Genomic DNA, 14,215 nt, shown 5'->3' with positions numbered 1-14,215 from the left:
GGCTATGAAAGACTACAGCCTACAGCGCATTCGCTGTCCCCATTGCGGCAATCATATTTTTGTTGATGTCGATACATCTTCAGGGGATCAAGACTACTACGAGGATTGCTCAGCGTGCTGTAACCCTATTCACCTTAATATGCACATCGACTACGCCTTAAACAAAGTACAGTTAAGGGTCGACGCCGACGATGAGCAAATTTTTTAACCTGCGCATTGTTAGGGTTTGTGTTGTTGTAGGTAACGCTGCACCGTATTGACTATGGTGTAAGTCTGCTGGTCTACCTCAATATTAAAGACACTGCCAGTGACTGCCTCGCCAATATTGGTAATGCTTAAGGTTTCAGGAATAAGATGCAGCCAAAAGCCCTGTTCACTGAGCTCGCCCACGGTAAGGCTTGCGCCATTAACGCACACAAACCCTTTATATAAGACGTAGTCACGCCACTTCTCATCCAAGGATAAATGCAAGCGGCAGTTATCTTCACTGTCTATACGCTCAAGTACTTCACTGGTGGTGTGAATGTGCCCAGAGACAATATGCCCGCCTAACTCAGTGCCAAAGGTGACTGACCGCTCAAAATTAACTGCGTGGCCTGGTCGCAACTGGCCTAAGTTGGTGAGAGCCAAAGTTTCATCAATTACATCGAAATGCACTTGGCCGACAACATCACCGGCGGGGCTTTCTACTTTAACAACGGTAAGACAACAACCATTGATGGCAATGCTGGCCCCTAAGTCTAGGTGTTGTAAGTAATTTTTATTCACAGAAAGTACTAACCGCAGAACCGCGTCTTCGAGCTTTGCAGCAACGACATGAGCTTGGCACTGCACTATTCCGGTAAACATCGCTATTCCTTTTTTTCATATCACACACAGGATACACTTACCTTTTATCTTATCTGATGTTTTCTCTCTTATGAAGTTTTGTACTTGGGAGGCTGGGCGTTTGTTGCGTTTGGCCGCACCGGTGTTTTTTGCACAAGTTACGTTGGTATTAATGTCGGTCGTCGACACCATTATGGCTGGCCAAGTAAGTGCCGTTGACCTAGCCGCTCTTTCAATTGCGACCGGATTGTGGAACCCCATGGTACTGGCACTGTTAGGCGTCTTATTGGCACTCACTTCATTAGTTGCTCATAGCTTTGGGGCAAATGACGAGCCGGCAATTCGTAACCATTTTCAGCAAGGCTGTTACTTAGCCGTGCTGCTCTGTTTAGCCGGCGTCGCGATTGCGCAATTGGCGCCGGTGCTCATTGCACAACTCGATACTCAAGCCAGCGTAAAAGTACTGGCTCAAGATTATATCGACTATATCCAATGGGGCCTGCCTGGGTTCTTTGTTTACTCGCTGTTTCGCAACGTGGCTGAGGGGAAGGCCTACACCGCGCCTGCATTTTATATTTCAATTATCGGTTTGCTGGTGAATATTCCCGCCAATTATATATTTATACACGGCCACTTCGGCGCACCTGCGCTCGGAGGTGCTGGCTGTGGTGTCGCTACGGCCCTCGTCTTTGCGGCCATGGGCAGTGCTCAGTTTATTTATAGTTTAATAAGTAAACGCATCGATGGACCAGGTTTGTTTCGTCATTTTGCCAAGCCTGACGGCAGAGCTATTTGGGCGATGTTTAAACTCGGCGTGCCGCTGTCATTAGCGACCTTTTTCGAGGTGACGTTATTTGCTTGTATTCCTCTATTTATTGCCTCGCTGGGGGCTATCGCCGTCGCCGGTCACCAGGTCGCCGCTTCGGTCACTACCTTGTTGTTTATGCTGCCAATGAGCTTATCGATGGCAGTGGCCATTCGCTTTGGCAACCTATACGGACAGCAGGACTTTGTTGCACTTAAACGCTGCATGAGTACAAGTTTTGTGTTGTCCATCGCCATCGCGGCATTGGTTGCCTTAGTCACTTATCTGCTGCGTTTTGATATCAGCGCCATATACAGTGATAACCCCGAGGTAATAGCACTTGCCGCAAGCATTATGGTGCTCGCTTGTTTTTATCAACTACCGGATGCACTGCAAGTGGTTAGCAGCGGTATGCTCAGAGGGATCAAGCATACCAGCCCAATTTCATACATTACCTTCATCTCTTACTGGCTGATCGGCTTTGCTCTAGGCTACGTACTAGGTCGTACTGATTACATCGTGCCAGCGATGGGACCGCAAGGGTTCTGGTTAGGGATCATTGTCGGCTTATCTTGCGCTGCGGTACTGCTTATTTGGACTCTCAGGAGGCGACTTGCTCAGGCTCCTTTTAATTTTTAGTTTGGTTGTGCTCGCTGGCTGCGCCGAGGGGCCCGAGCAGGTCCACGAAGAATATCGTGCGCGGCTCGCTAAATTTTTACCCATTAATGAAGCACATACCCTAGCCGTTGAACGCTGGCCCGAGTTTAACGCAGAGCCTCTGGACAGCGGCGTGCGCATGGGCATTTTGGAGCTTGGCCAACTGGGCCATTGTCAGCTTGCCACTGACATTGCCGGGCGCAACAACCAACTGGGTAAAGTCGCCACGGCCAGTGAACGCTTTAAGTATCACCTGCGCTTTTTACAACAAGTGGACGCCTGCCTACAACACCCCGATAGCGAGACATTAAGTCCATCGCTTATCGCTGCTCTTGAGCAGGAAAAACAATTTAAAACACGCACCCTGAGCCAAGCGTTCAATAACTTGCTGGCCCAAGAAAAAGAGCTTAAACACCTCTTTACCTTTTCGCGCAACGCGCTCGATTTTGACGAACAAGCGGGTCGCGTAAATAGCCAAAGTGCGCTGACCCAACTTGCCAATATTGCCGATAATCTTGCCCAGAATGATGTTGAAGATATTGATACCGCGCAACTGACGCAGGCGCTCGAGCAGCTAAACCGCAGTGATTATATAGCCAAGTTACTGCGCGCAACGCGCGAGCAAATTGCCCTAAACAATGCCCTAAGCGCCGAGCTTGAGCGCATCAAGTTACCCGGAGATATTTGCGCTGCCCATAAAAATAACCGTAATAGCATGATAGTGCATAATATCTTTAACAAGTTCTACATTGGCCAACTGCAAGGCTTTCAAAGCCACCTCGCCGGCAGGTTACAGCAATTACAGCCTCTTTTTACCCGCATACTGCAATTTCAGCCAGATGAAAGCCATATCAAGGCACAGTTGCTAGGCACTCATGGCGAGCCGAGCTTGCTTGCAGAGCTTAAAACATCGAGCCGCCGCCATGTAACCTGGTGGCAAGCGTTTTACAAACACTGCGATTTAACACCAGGTGAGTAAAATAACAGCAAACAAACAATAATTCCTTGAAAGTTGCTTGATTAGCTTCGTTTCTCGCTATATATTACACCGCGTTGTCAACGCCGTAACGTTTTGCCTTGATAACAAAAATTGTACGACCGTAGCTCAGTTGGTTAGAGCACTACCTTGACATGGTAGGGGTCGGTGGTTCGAATCCACTCGGTCGTACCAATTCTCAAAAAATACATCTCGTATTCTGTACGACCGTAGCTCAGTTGGTTAGAGCACTACCTTGACATGGTAGGGGTCGGTGGTTCGAATCCACTCGGTCGTACCAATTTATTTTCCAGCCTTTATTAATAAATTCAGAAAAATTTATTTCTGATATTGTATATTCAAGTGCCTATACAGAGTAACTCGAATAGAGCTTAAGCCTGTAGGTGAATTTGCCAATAGCCAACGTCCAGCCATTGCTCAAATTTGTACCCCACTTTTTCAAAATGCGCGACCTTGTGCATGCCTAACGCCTGATGCAAAGCAATACTCGGGGGGTTAGGTAACGTAATGCCACCGATAGCGGTATGCACCCCCTGCGCGGTGAGTGTCTCGAGCAGTGCGCTATAGAGCTGGCGCCCTATTCCTTGGCCCTGATGTTGATGCGCCACATACACGCTCGTCTCGACAGCAAAACGATAGGCGCTGCGCTCCTTCCATTTACTCGCATAGGCGTACCCTTTGAGTTCACCGTCTTGTACATATACCAGCCAGGGTAAGTTAACCGCTTTAATGCTTGCGATCCGCTGACTCATAAGCTGGGTATCAACAAGCGACTCTTCAAAAGTAAAGGTGGTGTGGCGAATATAATAGTTATACAGCTCGGCGATGGCCTTAGCATCTTCAGGCGTGACGTGTCGTAACAAAAGTACCTCATGAGAAGTAAAGGAGCCCGAAGGCTCCCATAAAAGTAGGCTTACAGCTTAAACTGATTCACCGTGGCATTTAAAGAGCTCGCTAAAGCGTTTAAGTCTTTCGCCTCATTCGCCAAGGTGTCGGCATGGTGTGCGGTATTATTAACAAGGTCGTTAATAGCACTCAAACTGGTGTTGATATCCTCAGCAACAATACTTTGCTCTTCAGTGCTGGTCGCTATTTGGTGACTCTGATCAAGCACATGCGCCACCGACTCCCCTATTTGCTCTAGCGATTGCAACACGGCTTGGGTTTGTGTGACCGAGCCCTGAGCCCGCTCTTGGCCCTGCGCCATCATATTTGAGGCCTTATCAGCAATGCTTTGCAGTTTATCAATCATAGTGCGAATATCGTCGGTCGACTCTTGTGTACGACTCGCAAGCGATCGCACCTCATCTGCCACCACGGCGAAACCGCGACCTTGCTCGCCAGCTCGTGCGGCTTCAATTGCAGCATTGAGCGCCAGCAGATTAGTTTGTTCGGCAATGCCGTTAATCACATCGATCACCGCGCCAATATTATTGGTTTCCTGCGCCAAGCCAGTGACTACTTGTGCGGCCTCGCCAATGTGTTCAGCTAGCTCATGCATCACCTGCTGTGACTGATTTGATTGCGAACGCCCTTGCTCACTGACCTGTTGCACCGATGCAGCGGCATCATTGGTTTGATTGGCGTTACGAGAAATTTCATTAACTGTAGTGGCCATTTCGGTCACCGCCGCACTGACACTGTCGACTTGTTGCTTCTCTTTTTGAATTTCACTGTTGGTTTGCCCAGAGACTTGTTGCAACTGGCTGGCGGCGGCACTTAATTGCTCTGCCTGCGCAGCAGTGTTCAGCATCATCGCCCGCAGCTTATCGATAAAGGTATTCATGTGATGGGCAAGCTGGCCCACCTCATCGTTACTCGAGATATCAATACGCCGCGTTAAATCGCCCTCACCGGAGGCAATATCACGCATAATATGGGTTAAGGTGGTGATAGGCTTGGCAACTAAATGAGTCACCCAGAAAATCATCGCTACAATAATGGCTAGAATCACCACCACAGCGATGGACGCCGACATCACCGCATCATTAACGGGCTCTTCAATTAAGCTCACCGGAATAAGCACCCCCAAGTGCCAATCGATCACCGGCTTATCGAGCTTTAGGCTATTGAATAAAGCATAAAACTCTTGGCCTTTAAGGGTCACCTTAACAATGCCACTGTCGTTGTTGGCTATCGCGCTATTAAGCGTATCAAACCCTTGAGTTTGCTTGAATTGTTGCTCAAGAGCACTCAAGTTATCTTTACCTTCACCGGTATCTGTTATCGACAATGAATGCCCTGTACGCTGCGATAAATGCACCACATTTAAATCACTGTCGAGCAAAAAGCCAAAGCCCTCACCTTGGAAAGTAATGTCCTCGACAATGTCTTTAATGGCATTAATTTGTAAATCAACCCCACCTACACCGACCAGTTCTTTGGCGTCATTGTAAACCGGCTGCTGCACCACAGCGGATGCGTCTCCCGTGTTGATGTCGACAGAGATAGCGCCAACATAAAGTTGACCTTTATTCAGCGCATCTTGCCACCATGGGCGCTTATACGCATAGTAAGGGCGACCATCGCCATACGCTGAGGTACGCTCATTTTCTTTGAAGTATTCACCGGTGTGAGCCGAGGCAAAAAACGCAGACAAAATATTACTGTCGCGACCGCTAATACGGATAAAATTATCGTTCAGTAGTGGATAATCAGGTAAAGAGGATAACGCCACACCGCGCTCACGGTAGTTATCGAAAAAGTCGACCATATGCGGGCTGGTCACATAGGTTTCAACTACCTTGCCGTATTGCGCAAAAAACGACTGCATCGACAAACGCTCAGCATCTAAGTAATTTTGTACTTCGCGCTCAACACTATTTCGAGATAAAGACGCGATATGGTTAATGAAGAACACGGCCACGGCAACCATTAAAACGCTCAAGGTGCCACCGATCAGCAATAAAATCTTCTGTCGTAAGGAGAGGTTGTTTAACATAAGAATAATTATTATTTTGTTAAGCTAAGCTTCTATAAAAACACATCCTTACGCCCTTGACTACGTTACTATGACCAAAAAGTGAATAACCGCACAATATTTGACCAACCTTAATAGTGCTACCGCCGCACCGTTTAGCCCCCTGCCTTTGCCTAGGCTAGGATTGTACACCTACTGTGATAAATTAAGCTGCCACGACACACCATACCGGTCATTGAGCCAACCAAACCTATGGCTAAAGGCGTAGTTATCCAAAGGCATTAGCTCTGTGCCGCCCTCGGCTAAGGTGCGAAAGATGCTCTCGATTTCGCTCAATGATTGGCACTCTATGTACAACGAGATGGAGGGGGTAAAACTAAATGGGTGGCTAAGGTGGCTGTCGAGGGCCATAAATTCTCTGCCATTGATATGAAACTTTGCCTTTTTCACACTCCCCTCGGGTTCATGCTCGTCGGCGGTGTAATACTGCATATCGATGATCTCAGCATCGCAGAACAACGAGGTATAGAACTTAATCGCCTCCTCGCACTTGCCCGCCTGATCGCCAACAAACATCAGTGAAGTTAAAATGGACTTCATCTCTGCCTCCGTTCTATTCGATGATACTGGGCACCTTATTTGCAGGCCTCAAGCCTATTACCGCCAAGCACTTTATTTTCGTTTACTGCGCAAGTAGGTGAGAAAAACCAATCGGCTTAATTTAGGCTTTATCACCCCCCTAATTTAAGGGGGTAGCGAAGTGGACTGCATCTAGGATTAGCCGTCGCACTTGGGGTATGAATACTACTGCGTAGGTTCTTTTGGTTGCATTAAGTTCATAATGGCAAGGTATACCCAGCCGCCAACCCAAGTAAACCCTAAAACAAAAGTAACCACGGCACTGGTTAACCGCGAACGATTTTGCTTTGCCGCTAACCTAATGGCCAAAATGGCAGGTGCAACCGCTGTTAACAGAAGAACATAAACCAATACATCACCACCGATGCTCATATAATTCCCTTATATTTATAATGATTACCCTAACCAATAGGCCCTGTAACGCCAAGCTAAGGATTAACAACTTTGTTCCTATATTAAAACATTGCGCTGTAAACACCAAATTCAAACCTGAACCGACAATGGCTCAGAGTGCCAATCACTATTCAATGCGGTGTTACACCGGCGCTTAAATTATCGGGCTTTTTGATATACCGAGCTTTCTTGCCCATGAATCGGGAAAGCGATCGCTATAAGGGCCTCAGAACCATCCAGGGCGGCAGGCCCCAAGTGAGGAGTGTGCTGTACATAGCAATGATGTCTGCGGTGCAGTGTAATCCGGTGTCTAAAACCACATATCAGCGCCTGATTGCAGCCAGGAAACCGAAAAAAGTGGCTATCATTGCGTGTGTCAGGAAAATGCTGGTGATCTTAAATTCGATGCTCAGAGATGGGGTAATGTGGGAAGCGCCAAAAGCTTAAAAAGAACTATTGACGCCATAGTCTCTTGTATGGATAATAACTCCATATTTTTATTCTTTTAAACCAGTTTAGGGTAATGTGAGACCCAGGCTTAAGCTGCAACTTAAGCTTTCCATGCGGCAGTTCGATTGAGCGCTGGCTCCTCAGTTGAGAGGCCAATTACAAAACCCGCTATTAAACTAGGCAAACTCCAAGGCGGGACAAAATCCCACATATAAATCTTTTGTTGGGGATCATAGCTTAGAAGAATAACACTTAAGATACTTACCAAAGAACAAACTATTCTCCCGCCTGATAGAATGCACAGCGCTATAAGTAACCTGGCTATTAAAATGCGTTGATTTGATATTTAAATTGACACCTTCGAGCTACACATAACGCCCACATGAAACAAGCCGAATACGGAAGTTGCCTTGTGTTAAGTTGGACCAAAGCGAAAACACGAGACGACTGGAGTGTTTGGTTCGTTTTTAATGCACTTATTACATGTTTGCCGCATTTGTGATGGCTTTTGCACATGCTACAGGATTTGACTGTGCTATAAAATGCCCACCTAAAACCTCTATTTCTGTAAAGTTGGAGCACAATGATGCCAAATAATGAACAGAGCGGCTAGCAATCAAAAGGTCCTTGCTTGGGCTTATATAAGTCACAGGACAAGTAATTCTCTTGGTAGGCTTATCCAAACGAGCGATATTCCTCAGGCGTTCTTTTAACTTTTTGTTATCAGTATGCCCGAGCGAATGGAAAACAGGGCTTACAAGCTGAATACCACCTGACATATTAAAGCCGACAATATAGACCAATAACCTTGTAATAAAATTAGGCCTCAAAAATGAGATTGGAACTATAGAAGCTAAGCGTGAGTAAATGGATGGCTTAGAAACAAAGCTAGCCAAGAATACTAAGCCTTTGACTCGCTCTCCAAGTAAATGACAGAGTTCATATGCCACACGACCAGAATATGACTCTCCAACTATCAAGACGTCTTCATCGGAGTGAAGGGTTGCGATTTCTTGAGCTTGCCCATAATACGATAGAGATGAAATTGAAGAATAAGAAATTACTTCAACGCTTAACGTCGAAGGTAATTCTTTCATTAAGTTTTTAAAAAGATAGCCTGTACCGTCAAGCCCAGGAAGCAGAATAATTTTCATTTTATATTGTAACGCTTGCGTCAGGTGCGCCGAAGGCGTCACCTGGACGCTCTTGTTATATTACGTGAAGCTCCGTAGCCTGCTCTATTCAGATACCGGTTAAACAAGGGATGAAGTTTATTCCTATCTATACTTTTTAAGGATTCTTCTACAGATTTATTGTCTTGGCGTTTTATTAATGGTTTTATTTTTAATGCTATAGATCTATTAATTCCAAGAGTCATTAATTCAAGAACAACCGGATCATAACTTCCCATTTCAAGCATTGAAGGTAAGTTCAAGATATATGAGTTTTCTTCTTTCTCATCATCAGTTAAGAAGCTTGATACAATATCAGCCCATATCATCAGGTATTTGACAGCGATAAAAGTAATGTTTCGGCTTATGTGTTTAGTCACATATCTAGCGGCTTTATCTACATTATCTTCACTTTCACTACTGCCTTTAAGTTGTTCTTTTACAAAATACGTATGCCGTTTTCCTGTCATCCAGTTGTGACAGTCTTTAACTAATAGACCTAGGCTTATGTAGTCATCATAGTTTTTTATATTTGCATTAATTTCGCCTTCAATGTCAAAGATAGTGTTTAATCGATCCATTACAGACCATAATTGGTAATAGTAACTCTTATCCTTGAAATCAGCTTCTTTGGTGTTTTGGCCATTCTTTTCATAGGGAGCCTTTTCTATCAGCCACTCTCCGACCCCATTTGTACACACTGATTGATAAAATTTATTTTGAAGTATAGGGTCGATGAAAGGATTCTTTTCAATGAGGGAACTTGGTATTGATAGGCCCTCTGATAATTCTGATAGCGAGTTCTTTATTGCTTTTGCTTGATCGTTTCTTAGTTCTGATGCTGAGGTTATTTTTTCCAGTTGAGATTTGTCTACTTGATACAAAGAACGCAAATATGAAATTAGCTGATATAAATCCTTTTCGAACTCAAATTCAGCTAGCTCTTCTCGGCTAAGGCTAACCGTGCTTGGTAAAATGTCTTTATACTTATTAATCGATGTCAATGTCGCAGAAGAAACGGATTTCTTTACTTCCGTAGTTAGCCTATCTTCACCCCACTCATCGTCTTCTACATCGATGCAATACACTTCTCCATAGAGTTTTGTGCTTACACGCCCAGCTCTTCCTATTAAGTTGAAAAACTCAAAATTACTCATTTCATCAGAGTCAACCTTAGGATTTATGACAAGTAATCTGTCAGCAGGTAAATTCACACCTTGTACTAGCGTTGAAGTGCAGACAATATTTTTAATCAGGGACTTAGAATATAACTCCTCTATTTCTTGCCTTGCTATATCTGGTAGGCCAGCATGATGGTATGCAACACCTAACCTTAATGTCCTAATTAGTGAGTATTTCGGATGAACCTCATCAGCTAAAAACTCAATTAAATCTTTAACTTTTTGATCAGCACCTTCGACTATATCAGGATTGTTTAACCCTATTACAGGAGCAACTTTCTGTGCCCACTTTTCTGATGAGTACCTAGTGGGTGAGTAAATTATATTATGATCATTAGGGTCGAATAGCGCCATAATTGCGGCCAACGCATCACCTTTGTTTCTTTTTGCTTTTGAATAGAGAGCTGATTTTAAATCTATCTCGCCTTTCAATATATTACCCGTAGGGCTTGCTATTTTGTAGTTTGCTTTTTTGTTTCTTGGTGAAAGGGTTAATGCAACTTTTAGTTGAAAAACTGGAGACGAAAAAGACTTATGATCAATTAGTTCGATGTCAGCAATACTATTGATAGATTTAGATAATTGCTCAATAAATGGACCCGCTACTACAAATTGACATGCAGGCCATTTATTAACCATTCTATAAAGTGAATTTTCAAATACTGAACCTCTAGAGCGATCTTCTATATTGTGAGCTTCATCAAGAAATACTAGTCGGGGCACTTGGAAATCACTATCTTGGAATATTTTCAATGTTCTTTCAGGGGTAAGTACGAATATTGAAGGTTTTGAATCTTCCACTTCACGATAAGTAGTAAAAACATGAGCTTTTTCACCTAAGAGATATTTTATATCATTGCTAACCTGGTTAATTAATGCTTTCGTAGGTACGACATATATAATACTTTTCTCGGAGTTTTCGACTATCTCTGAAATATACTTTTTGATAATAAATGACTTTCCTGCAGATGTCGGAGCAGAAATAGCCACATTTTTTAGACTAGTGAGAGAATCCCAAAGCTTTGCCTGAAACTTTGTGAAATATACTTCAGTTTCATCCGAGAATTTCTGTTCTAATTCGGCACGATTTCCTGCCAACTCAATGTTCAGAAGAGAGCCAAAATCAATTTTGTATTTTTTATCATGAAATAACTTTGGCAAATGCATGCTAGATACAATATTCCCTGATCTAGATTGCATTATGTAGCAAGCTTTTATATATGCTTCATTGTCAGGATCTGATAAGTGAAGTAATGCACCAAACGCACTTGCTAAGTTCCTTTCTTTATCTTCCTCACCGAGTGCGCCTATGGAGGCTAACCAAGTAGCTTTCTTTATTTTTGTTGAAGGAATGTCGATGTCACACTCATCTATTTCTCTATTCTTTAGAAATAATTTATTGAGAAGATTATCGAACACCTCGATAAAAACTGGATGAGAAATAGCGGCATTATATGAACTACTCATTTTTATCCCTAAACTGTCTTTGACTTATATTCTATGCCGTGTATTGCCTTGTACAGGGAGTGTTTGAAACTTGATACATTATTAAGAGGCAATAAGAATATATCAAGGTAGACCTTCTCCAGCTCTGAGTAATTGTCTAGCTTCCCCTTTATTAAATCGTATGCTGAGTCAATTCTTTTTTGTGCCCACTGTATAAATAAGGCTTCAGCCTCTGATTTATTTTTTGCCATTTTCTCAATTTTTGATATTTCTTTGCTTTCGAATACGAGAAGTACAGGGTGAGCTTTGTTACAGGATTTATACTCCTTTGTTCCTGGTGTGAATGCCTCAAATAAACTTTCGAGCTGTTCAATGTCAAAGTTCTCTGAAATATTCGATCTTGCAATGAACAACTCGTGGTCTAATGTGCTACTTGTATAGTTTTGATGGAATCTATCAAGGGAATCTAATGAACTATCTAATGCATTTGAAAAAGATTGATGGATCTTTGATTCTCCAATAAGAATTGCCATATCGTCTCTATACTCCCCAAAGAAAATCCCATCTCCACCTTTGACTTGATCATTTGGGTTGGTTAGTAATGATATTTTGTGCGAAATAAGTGGTGTACTTAAAATTGCTTCAGCGAGTATATAAAGTAAAAGCTCACCATATTTACCATCCATGTCAGGGTTTGTTTCTCCAAAGAAAGAAACAGCCTTTCTGAAAGCATTTACTCCTTTTTTGTTAAACCTTGCTCTTTGTTTTGAATCGTAGACGTAATGTTCAATAGAATCAGCGATTGAATCTACTACAGCAGTTAAGTCTTGTTGAGTACCTGAGAAGTCAATTGAATACAGCCGAGTTACTGTTTTATCTTTCTCTATAATAGGATGTGCTTTAAGGTGCTCATTAACCCAGTCATGGTCACTACTTTTTAGTTTTTTCCATTCTATATTTTTTAAATCATCCATTTAAGAAATATCCATGTGATACTGAATAGTTGATGAAGTGATATAACGCCGCGTTAAGTGGTGAACAACGCTACCACTCAACCTAAACCATTGTGCCGTAAACACTAAAGCTGATTCAAACCAGAAATGCCAAGCGTTGTGAATCCGTCTTAAACGCTTTGTTAGCTGTTTACTGGATATTTGGATAACTCCCGTGAGGAAGAAAATAGCGTTCAATAAGGTCTTCATAAAGCGAATGATAGCAATTAGAGTCATTCAATGTTGTTCTCGTTATTTCTTCAACGCTAATTGTACTTTCGTCATCAATACCGTCACTGCACATCAAATGAAGAGTTTCTGCAGTTTGTGTGTGACTAATAACACACATATTTTTTATTCCTCCATAATCGGAGGTTTTAGCATTTAAATTATCAACATTTTTATAAAATACATCATGCTGGGGATGGTTCTTACCACCATCAATTTTCACTACGTATAGATACTTACTCACAAATCCTCCTTAAATATACTACTTATCCGAAGTTACCTTACAGCTAACGCCCGCATTTGCGGCTGGTTTGGAGCGCATCGGAAAACCAATCCGACAACATGCGCTTGTTAGATTTCACTCGCACGGCTCTACCGGAATAAACAAAAAGCTTAAACCGGCCTCAACGGTTCGCCATTTAAAATCATAACTACCTTTCAATTTTATGGGCGGCCCATATGGCTTTTGAGTCCTATAAACCAGCTCCGTGCCGGCTTTATAACTTCGACCCTCACGGAAATCGAAGTCTTTAGTGTCGTTCGAAAATTCATCCTGATTGATGTAGTGAGGGTGGTCCGTGGCCACCAATAGGAAACCCACATCCACAAAACCATCATAGCACTCGAGATTATGGAGGTCCTTGAATACATCGTATCGATTGTTGGGCTCACGGTGATTCAATTTCTTGAAGAACTTTAGCTCGATCGCACAGGAGTGTTTCTCTCCGGTTTTGACGTTCTCCAAAGAGAACCAAATATCTATCTTGGCTTTCTCTGTTTTACTCTTCTCAAATGTTCCGCCAGCCAGCGTCACATTTTTCTCAAGTTCAATATTAAATCTTTCGTCTGGCGTCTCCTCGTATAACTCACCGAGCGTTTTTAATATTGACGCAAGCTGCAACTGTAATGACGCCTCGTTAGATACTTCAATGCGCTGCCCCGTGATTTTTCCGCTTAGGCGATCATATGCAATTTCTACGATCTGCTTGATTCTGTCCTCATGATTCATGCGATTCGGTTCCAGTGAAATCTAACAGCTTATTAGCGTGCATTTCGGGTTAAACCAAATAACCTTTGGCTACTGAATCACGCTAATGTTCATTTATTGTTAATAAAGTCATTAAGTTAGCAGCTGAATGTCGCCATGTCGATACGCAGTTGTGTGGTTGAAAACGCGCAATGAGATAATCGTGCCGGATTTGGGTCGTCATGAAAACAAACAATGAAATAATTTCAATAGGTTACAGTCAACATTGACTTATTCGTGCCTGATATTACTTTACATAACGTGCCTTGTTTTTGCTTCTTTGATATATACCACCTACAACTGTACATATATACAGTTCGCTGTGATATTGCCATGTCTTCGTCTCCATTTTTAGAATCTGTAAGGGCTGAGTTAAGAACAAGACGCTACAGCTTACGAACCGAAAAAGTCTACTTAATGTGGATAAAGGGTTTTAAACTTTTAAATGGTTAAATATACTGAGAGCTCTGGCGCCGCCTA

General features: G+C 43.1%; 13 protein-coding genes, 2 tRNA genes and 1 pseudogene. 6 read left to right on the top strand and 10 right to left on the bottom strand.

Annotated elements, in window-relative coordinates; genetic code table 11:
* Positions 1-4 precede the first annotated feature (4 nt).
* Positions 5-208, top strand: a complete 204-nt coding sequence (locus MHM94_RS04030) for a CPXCG motif-containing cysteine-rich protein (RefSeq protein ID WP_022943991.1) — start codon at positions 5-7, stop codon at positions 206-208.
* An 11-nt stretch (positions 209-219) separates the two neighbouring features.
* On the opposite strand, the gene MHM94_RS04025 is transcribed toward MHM94_RS04030, so the two are convergent.
* Entirely contained in the window at positions 220-849 is a 630-nt protein-coding gene (locus MHM94_RS04025) for a riboflavin synthase (RefSeq protein ID WP_022943992.1), read from the bottom strand.
* Between the two features lie 70 nt (positions 850-919).
* Here MHM94_RS04025 and MHM94_RS04020 point away from each other — a divergent pair, with 70 nt between their 5' ends.
* The 4 genes from MHM94_RS04020 to MHM94_RS04005 all read left to right on the top strand — a co-directional run bounded on the left by MHM94_RS04020 (position 920) and on the right by MHM94_RS04005 (position 3,567).
* On the top strand, positions 920-2,272 hold the full coding sequence (locus tag MHM94_RS04020) for an MATE family efflux transporter (protein ID WP_235419075.1): 1,353 nt from the start codon (positions 920-922) through the stop codon (positions 2,270-2,272).
* A complete protein-coding gene (locus MHM94_RS04015; protein ID WP_235419076.1) occupies positions 2,247-3,269 on the top strand; it encodes a DUF3080 family protein in 1,023 nt (340 codons plus the stop codon). The genes MHM94_RS04020 and MHM94_RS04015 overlap by 26 nt, the downstream gene beginning before the upstream one ends.
* A gap of 115 nt (positions 3,270-3,384) precedes the next feature.
* Positions 3,385-3,461 (top strand) — tRNA-Val (locus MHM94_RS04010).
* 29 nt (positions 3,462-3,490) lie between these two features.
* Positions 3,491-3,567, top strand: a tRNA-Val gene (locus MHM94_RS04005).
* A 91-nt stretch (positions 3,568-3,658) separates the two neighbouring features.
* On the opposite strand, the gene MHM94_RS04000 is transcribed toward MHM94_RS04005, so the two are convergent.
* The 4 genes from MHM94_RS04000 to MHM94_RS03985 all read right to left on the bottom strand — a co-directional run bounded on the left by MHM94_RS04000 (position 3,659) and on the right by MHM94_RS03985 (position 7,218).
* Positions 3,659-4,150: an arsinothricin resistance N-acetyltransferase ArsN1 family B gene (locus tag MHM94_RS04000; protein WP_235419077.1), complete on the bottom strand. Its 492-nt coding sequence runs from the start codon at positions 4,148-4,150 to the stop codon at positions 3,659-3,661.
* A 50-nt stretch (positions 4,151-4,200) separates the two neighbouring features.
* Positions 4,201-6,228 (bottom strand): methyl-accepting chemotaxis protein, encoded by a 2,028-nt coding sequence (locus MHM94_RS03995; protein WP_151172853.1) that lies wholly within the window; start codon positions 6,226-6,228, stop codon positions 4,201-4,203.
* Positions 6,229-6,399: 171 nt separating this feature from the next.
* Positions 6,400-6,807: a VOC family protein gene (locus MHM94_RS03990; RefSeq protein WP_235419078.1), complete on the bottom strand. Its 408-nt coding sequence runs from the start codon at positions 6,805-6,807 to the stop codon at positions 6,400-6,402.
* Positions 6,808-7,011: 204 nt separating this feature from the next.
* Positions 7,012-7,218, bottom strand: a complete 207-nt coding sequence (locus MHM94_RS03985) for a hypothetical protein (RefSeq protein WP_235419079.1) — start codon at positions 7,216-7,218, stop codon at positions 7,012-7,014.
* 213 nt (positions 7,219-7,431) lie between these two features.
* Between MHM94_RS03985 and MHM94_RS03980 the strand changes: the two are divergent.
* Positions 7,432-7,686: pseudogene (locus tag MHM94_RS03980) on the top strand (transposase); the annotation flags it as partial.
* A gap of 482 nt (positions 7,687-8,168) precedes the next feature.
* Here MHM94_RS03980 and MHM94_RS03975 read toward each other — a convergent pair.
* From MHM94_RS03975 to MHM94_RS03955, 5 genes are all read right to left on the bottom strand, one after another.
* Positions 8,169-8,843, bottom strand: coding sequence for an alpha/beta hydrolase (locus MHM94_RS03975; protein WP_235419080.1), 675 nt, complete (start codon positions 8,841-8,843; stop codon positions 8,169-8,171).
* A 38-nt stretch (positions 8,844-8,881) separates the two neighbouring features.
* A complete protein-coding gene (locus tag MHM94_RS03970) occupies positions 8,882-11,509 on the bottom strand; it encodes a DEAD/DEAH box helicase (protein ID WP_235419081.1) in 2,628 nt (875 codons plus the stop codon).
* Positions 11,510-11,517: 8 nt separating this feature from the next.
* Positions 11,518-12,462, bottom strand: a complete 945-nt coding sequence (locus MHM94_RS03965) for a DUF1837 domain-containing protein (RefSeq protein WP_235419082.1) — start codon at positions 12,460-12,462, stop codon at positions 11,518-11,520.
* A gap of 169 nt (positions 12,463-12,631) precedes the next feature.
* Complete coding sequence (locus MHM94_RS03960) at positions 12,632-12,952, bottom strand: hypothetical protein (protein ID WP_235419083.1); 321 nt, start codon at positions 12,950-12,952, stop codon at positions 12,632-12,634.
* Positions 12,953-13,066: 114 nt separating this feature from the next.
* Positions 13,067-13,717, bottom strand: a complete 651-nt coding sequence (locus MHM94_RS03955; RefSeq protein ID WP_235419084.1) for a hypothetical protein — start codon at positions 13,715-13,717, stop codon at positions 13,067-13,069.
* Positions 13,718-14,215 lie beyond the last annotated feature (498 nt).

The sequence above is a fragment of the Pseudoalteromonas sp. CNAT2-18.1 genome (genome assembly GCF_022347865.1).
GTDB lineage: Bacteria > Pseudomonadota > Gammaproteobacteria > Enterobacterales > Alteromonadaceae > Pseudoalteromonas > Pseudoalteromonas ruthenica.
Note: the sequence above shows the minus strand (reverse complement) of the source record. Positions and strands in the feature narration are given on the sequence as shown.

Excerpts from the sequence above, each read along its gene's own strand:
- MHM94_RS04030 (WP_022943991.1), top strand. The coding sequence starts at position 5 with ATGAAAGACTACAGCCTACAGCGCATTCGCTGTCCCCATTGCGGCAAT.
- MHM94_RS04025 (WP_022943992.1), bottom strand. The coding sequence starts at position 849 with ATGTTTACCGGAATAGTGCAGTGCCAAGCTCATGTCGTTGCTGCAAAG.
- MHM94_RS04020 (WP_235419075.1), top strand. The coding sequence starts at position 920 with ATGAAGTTTTGTACTTGGGAGGCTGGGCGTTTGTTGCGTTTGGCCGCA.
- MHM94_RS03995 (WP_151172853.1), bottom strand. The coding sequence starts at position 6,228 with ATGTTAAACAACCTCTCCTTACGACAGAAGATTTTATTGCTGATCGGT.
- MHM94_RS03990 (WP_235419078.1), bottom strand. The coding sequence starts at position 6,807 with ATGAAGTCCATTTTAACTTCACTGATGTTTGTTGGCGATCAGGCGGGC.
- MHM94_RS03985 (WP_235419079.1), bottom strand. The coding sequence starts at position 7,218 with ATGAGCATCGGTGGTGATGTATTGGTTTATGTTCTTCTGTTAACAGCG.
- MHM94_RS03975 (WP_235419080.1), bottom strand. The coding sequence starts at position 8,843 with ATGAAAATTATTCTGCTTCCTGGGCTTGACGGTACAGGCTATCTTTTT.
- MHM94_RS03970 (WP_235419081.1), bottom strand. The coding sequence starts at position 11,509 with ATGAGTAGTTCATATAATGCCGCTATTTCTCATCCAGTTTTTATCGAG.
- MHM94_RS03965 (WP_235419082.1), bottom strand. The coding sequence starts at position 12,462 with ATGGATGATTTAAAAAATATAGAATGGAAAAAACTAAAAAGTAGTGAC.
- MHM94_RS03955 (WP_235419084.1), bottom strand. The coding sequence starts at position 13,717 with ATGAATCATGAGGACAGAATCAAGCAGATCGTAGAAATTGCATATGAT.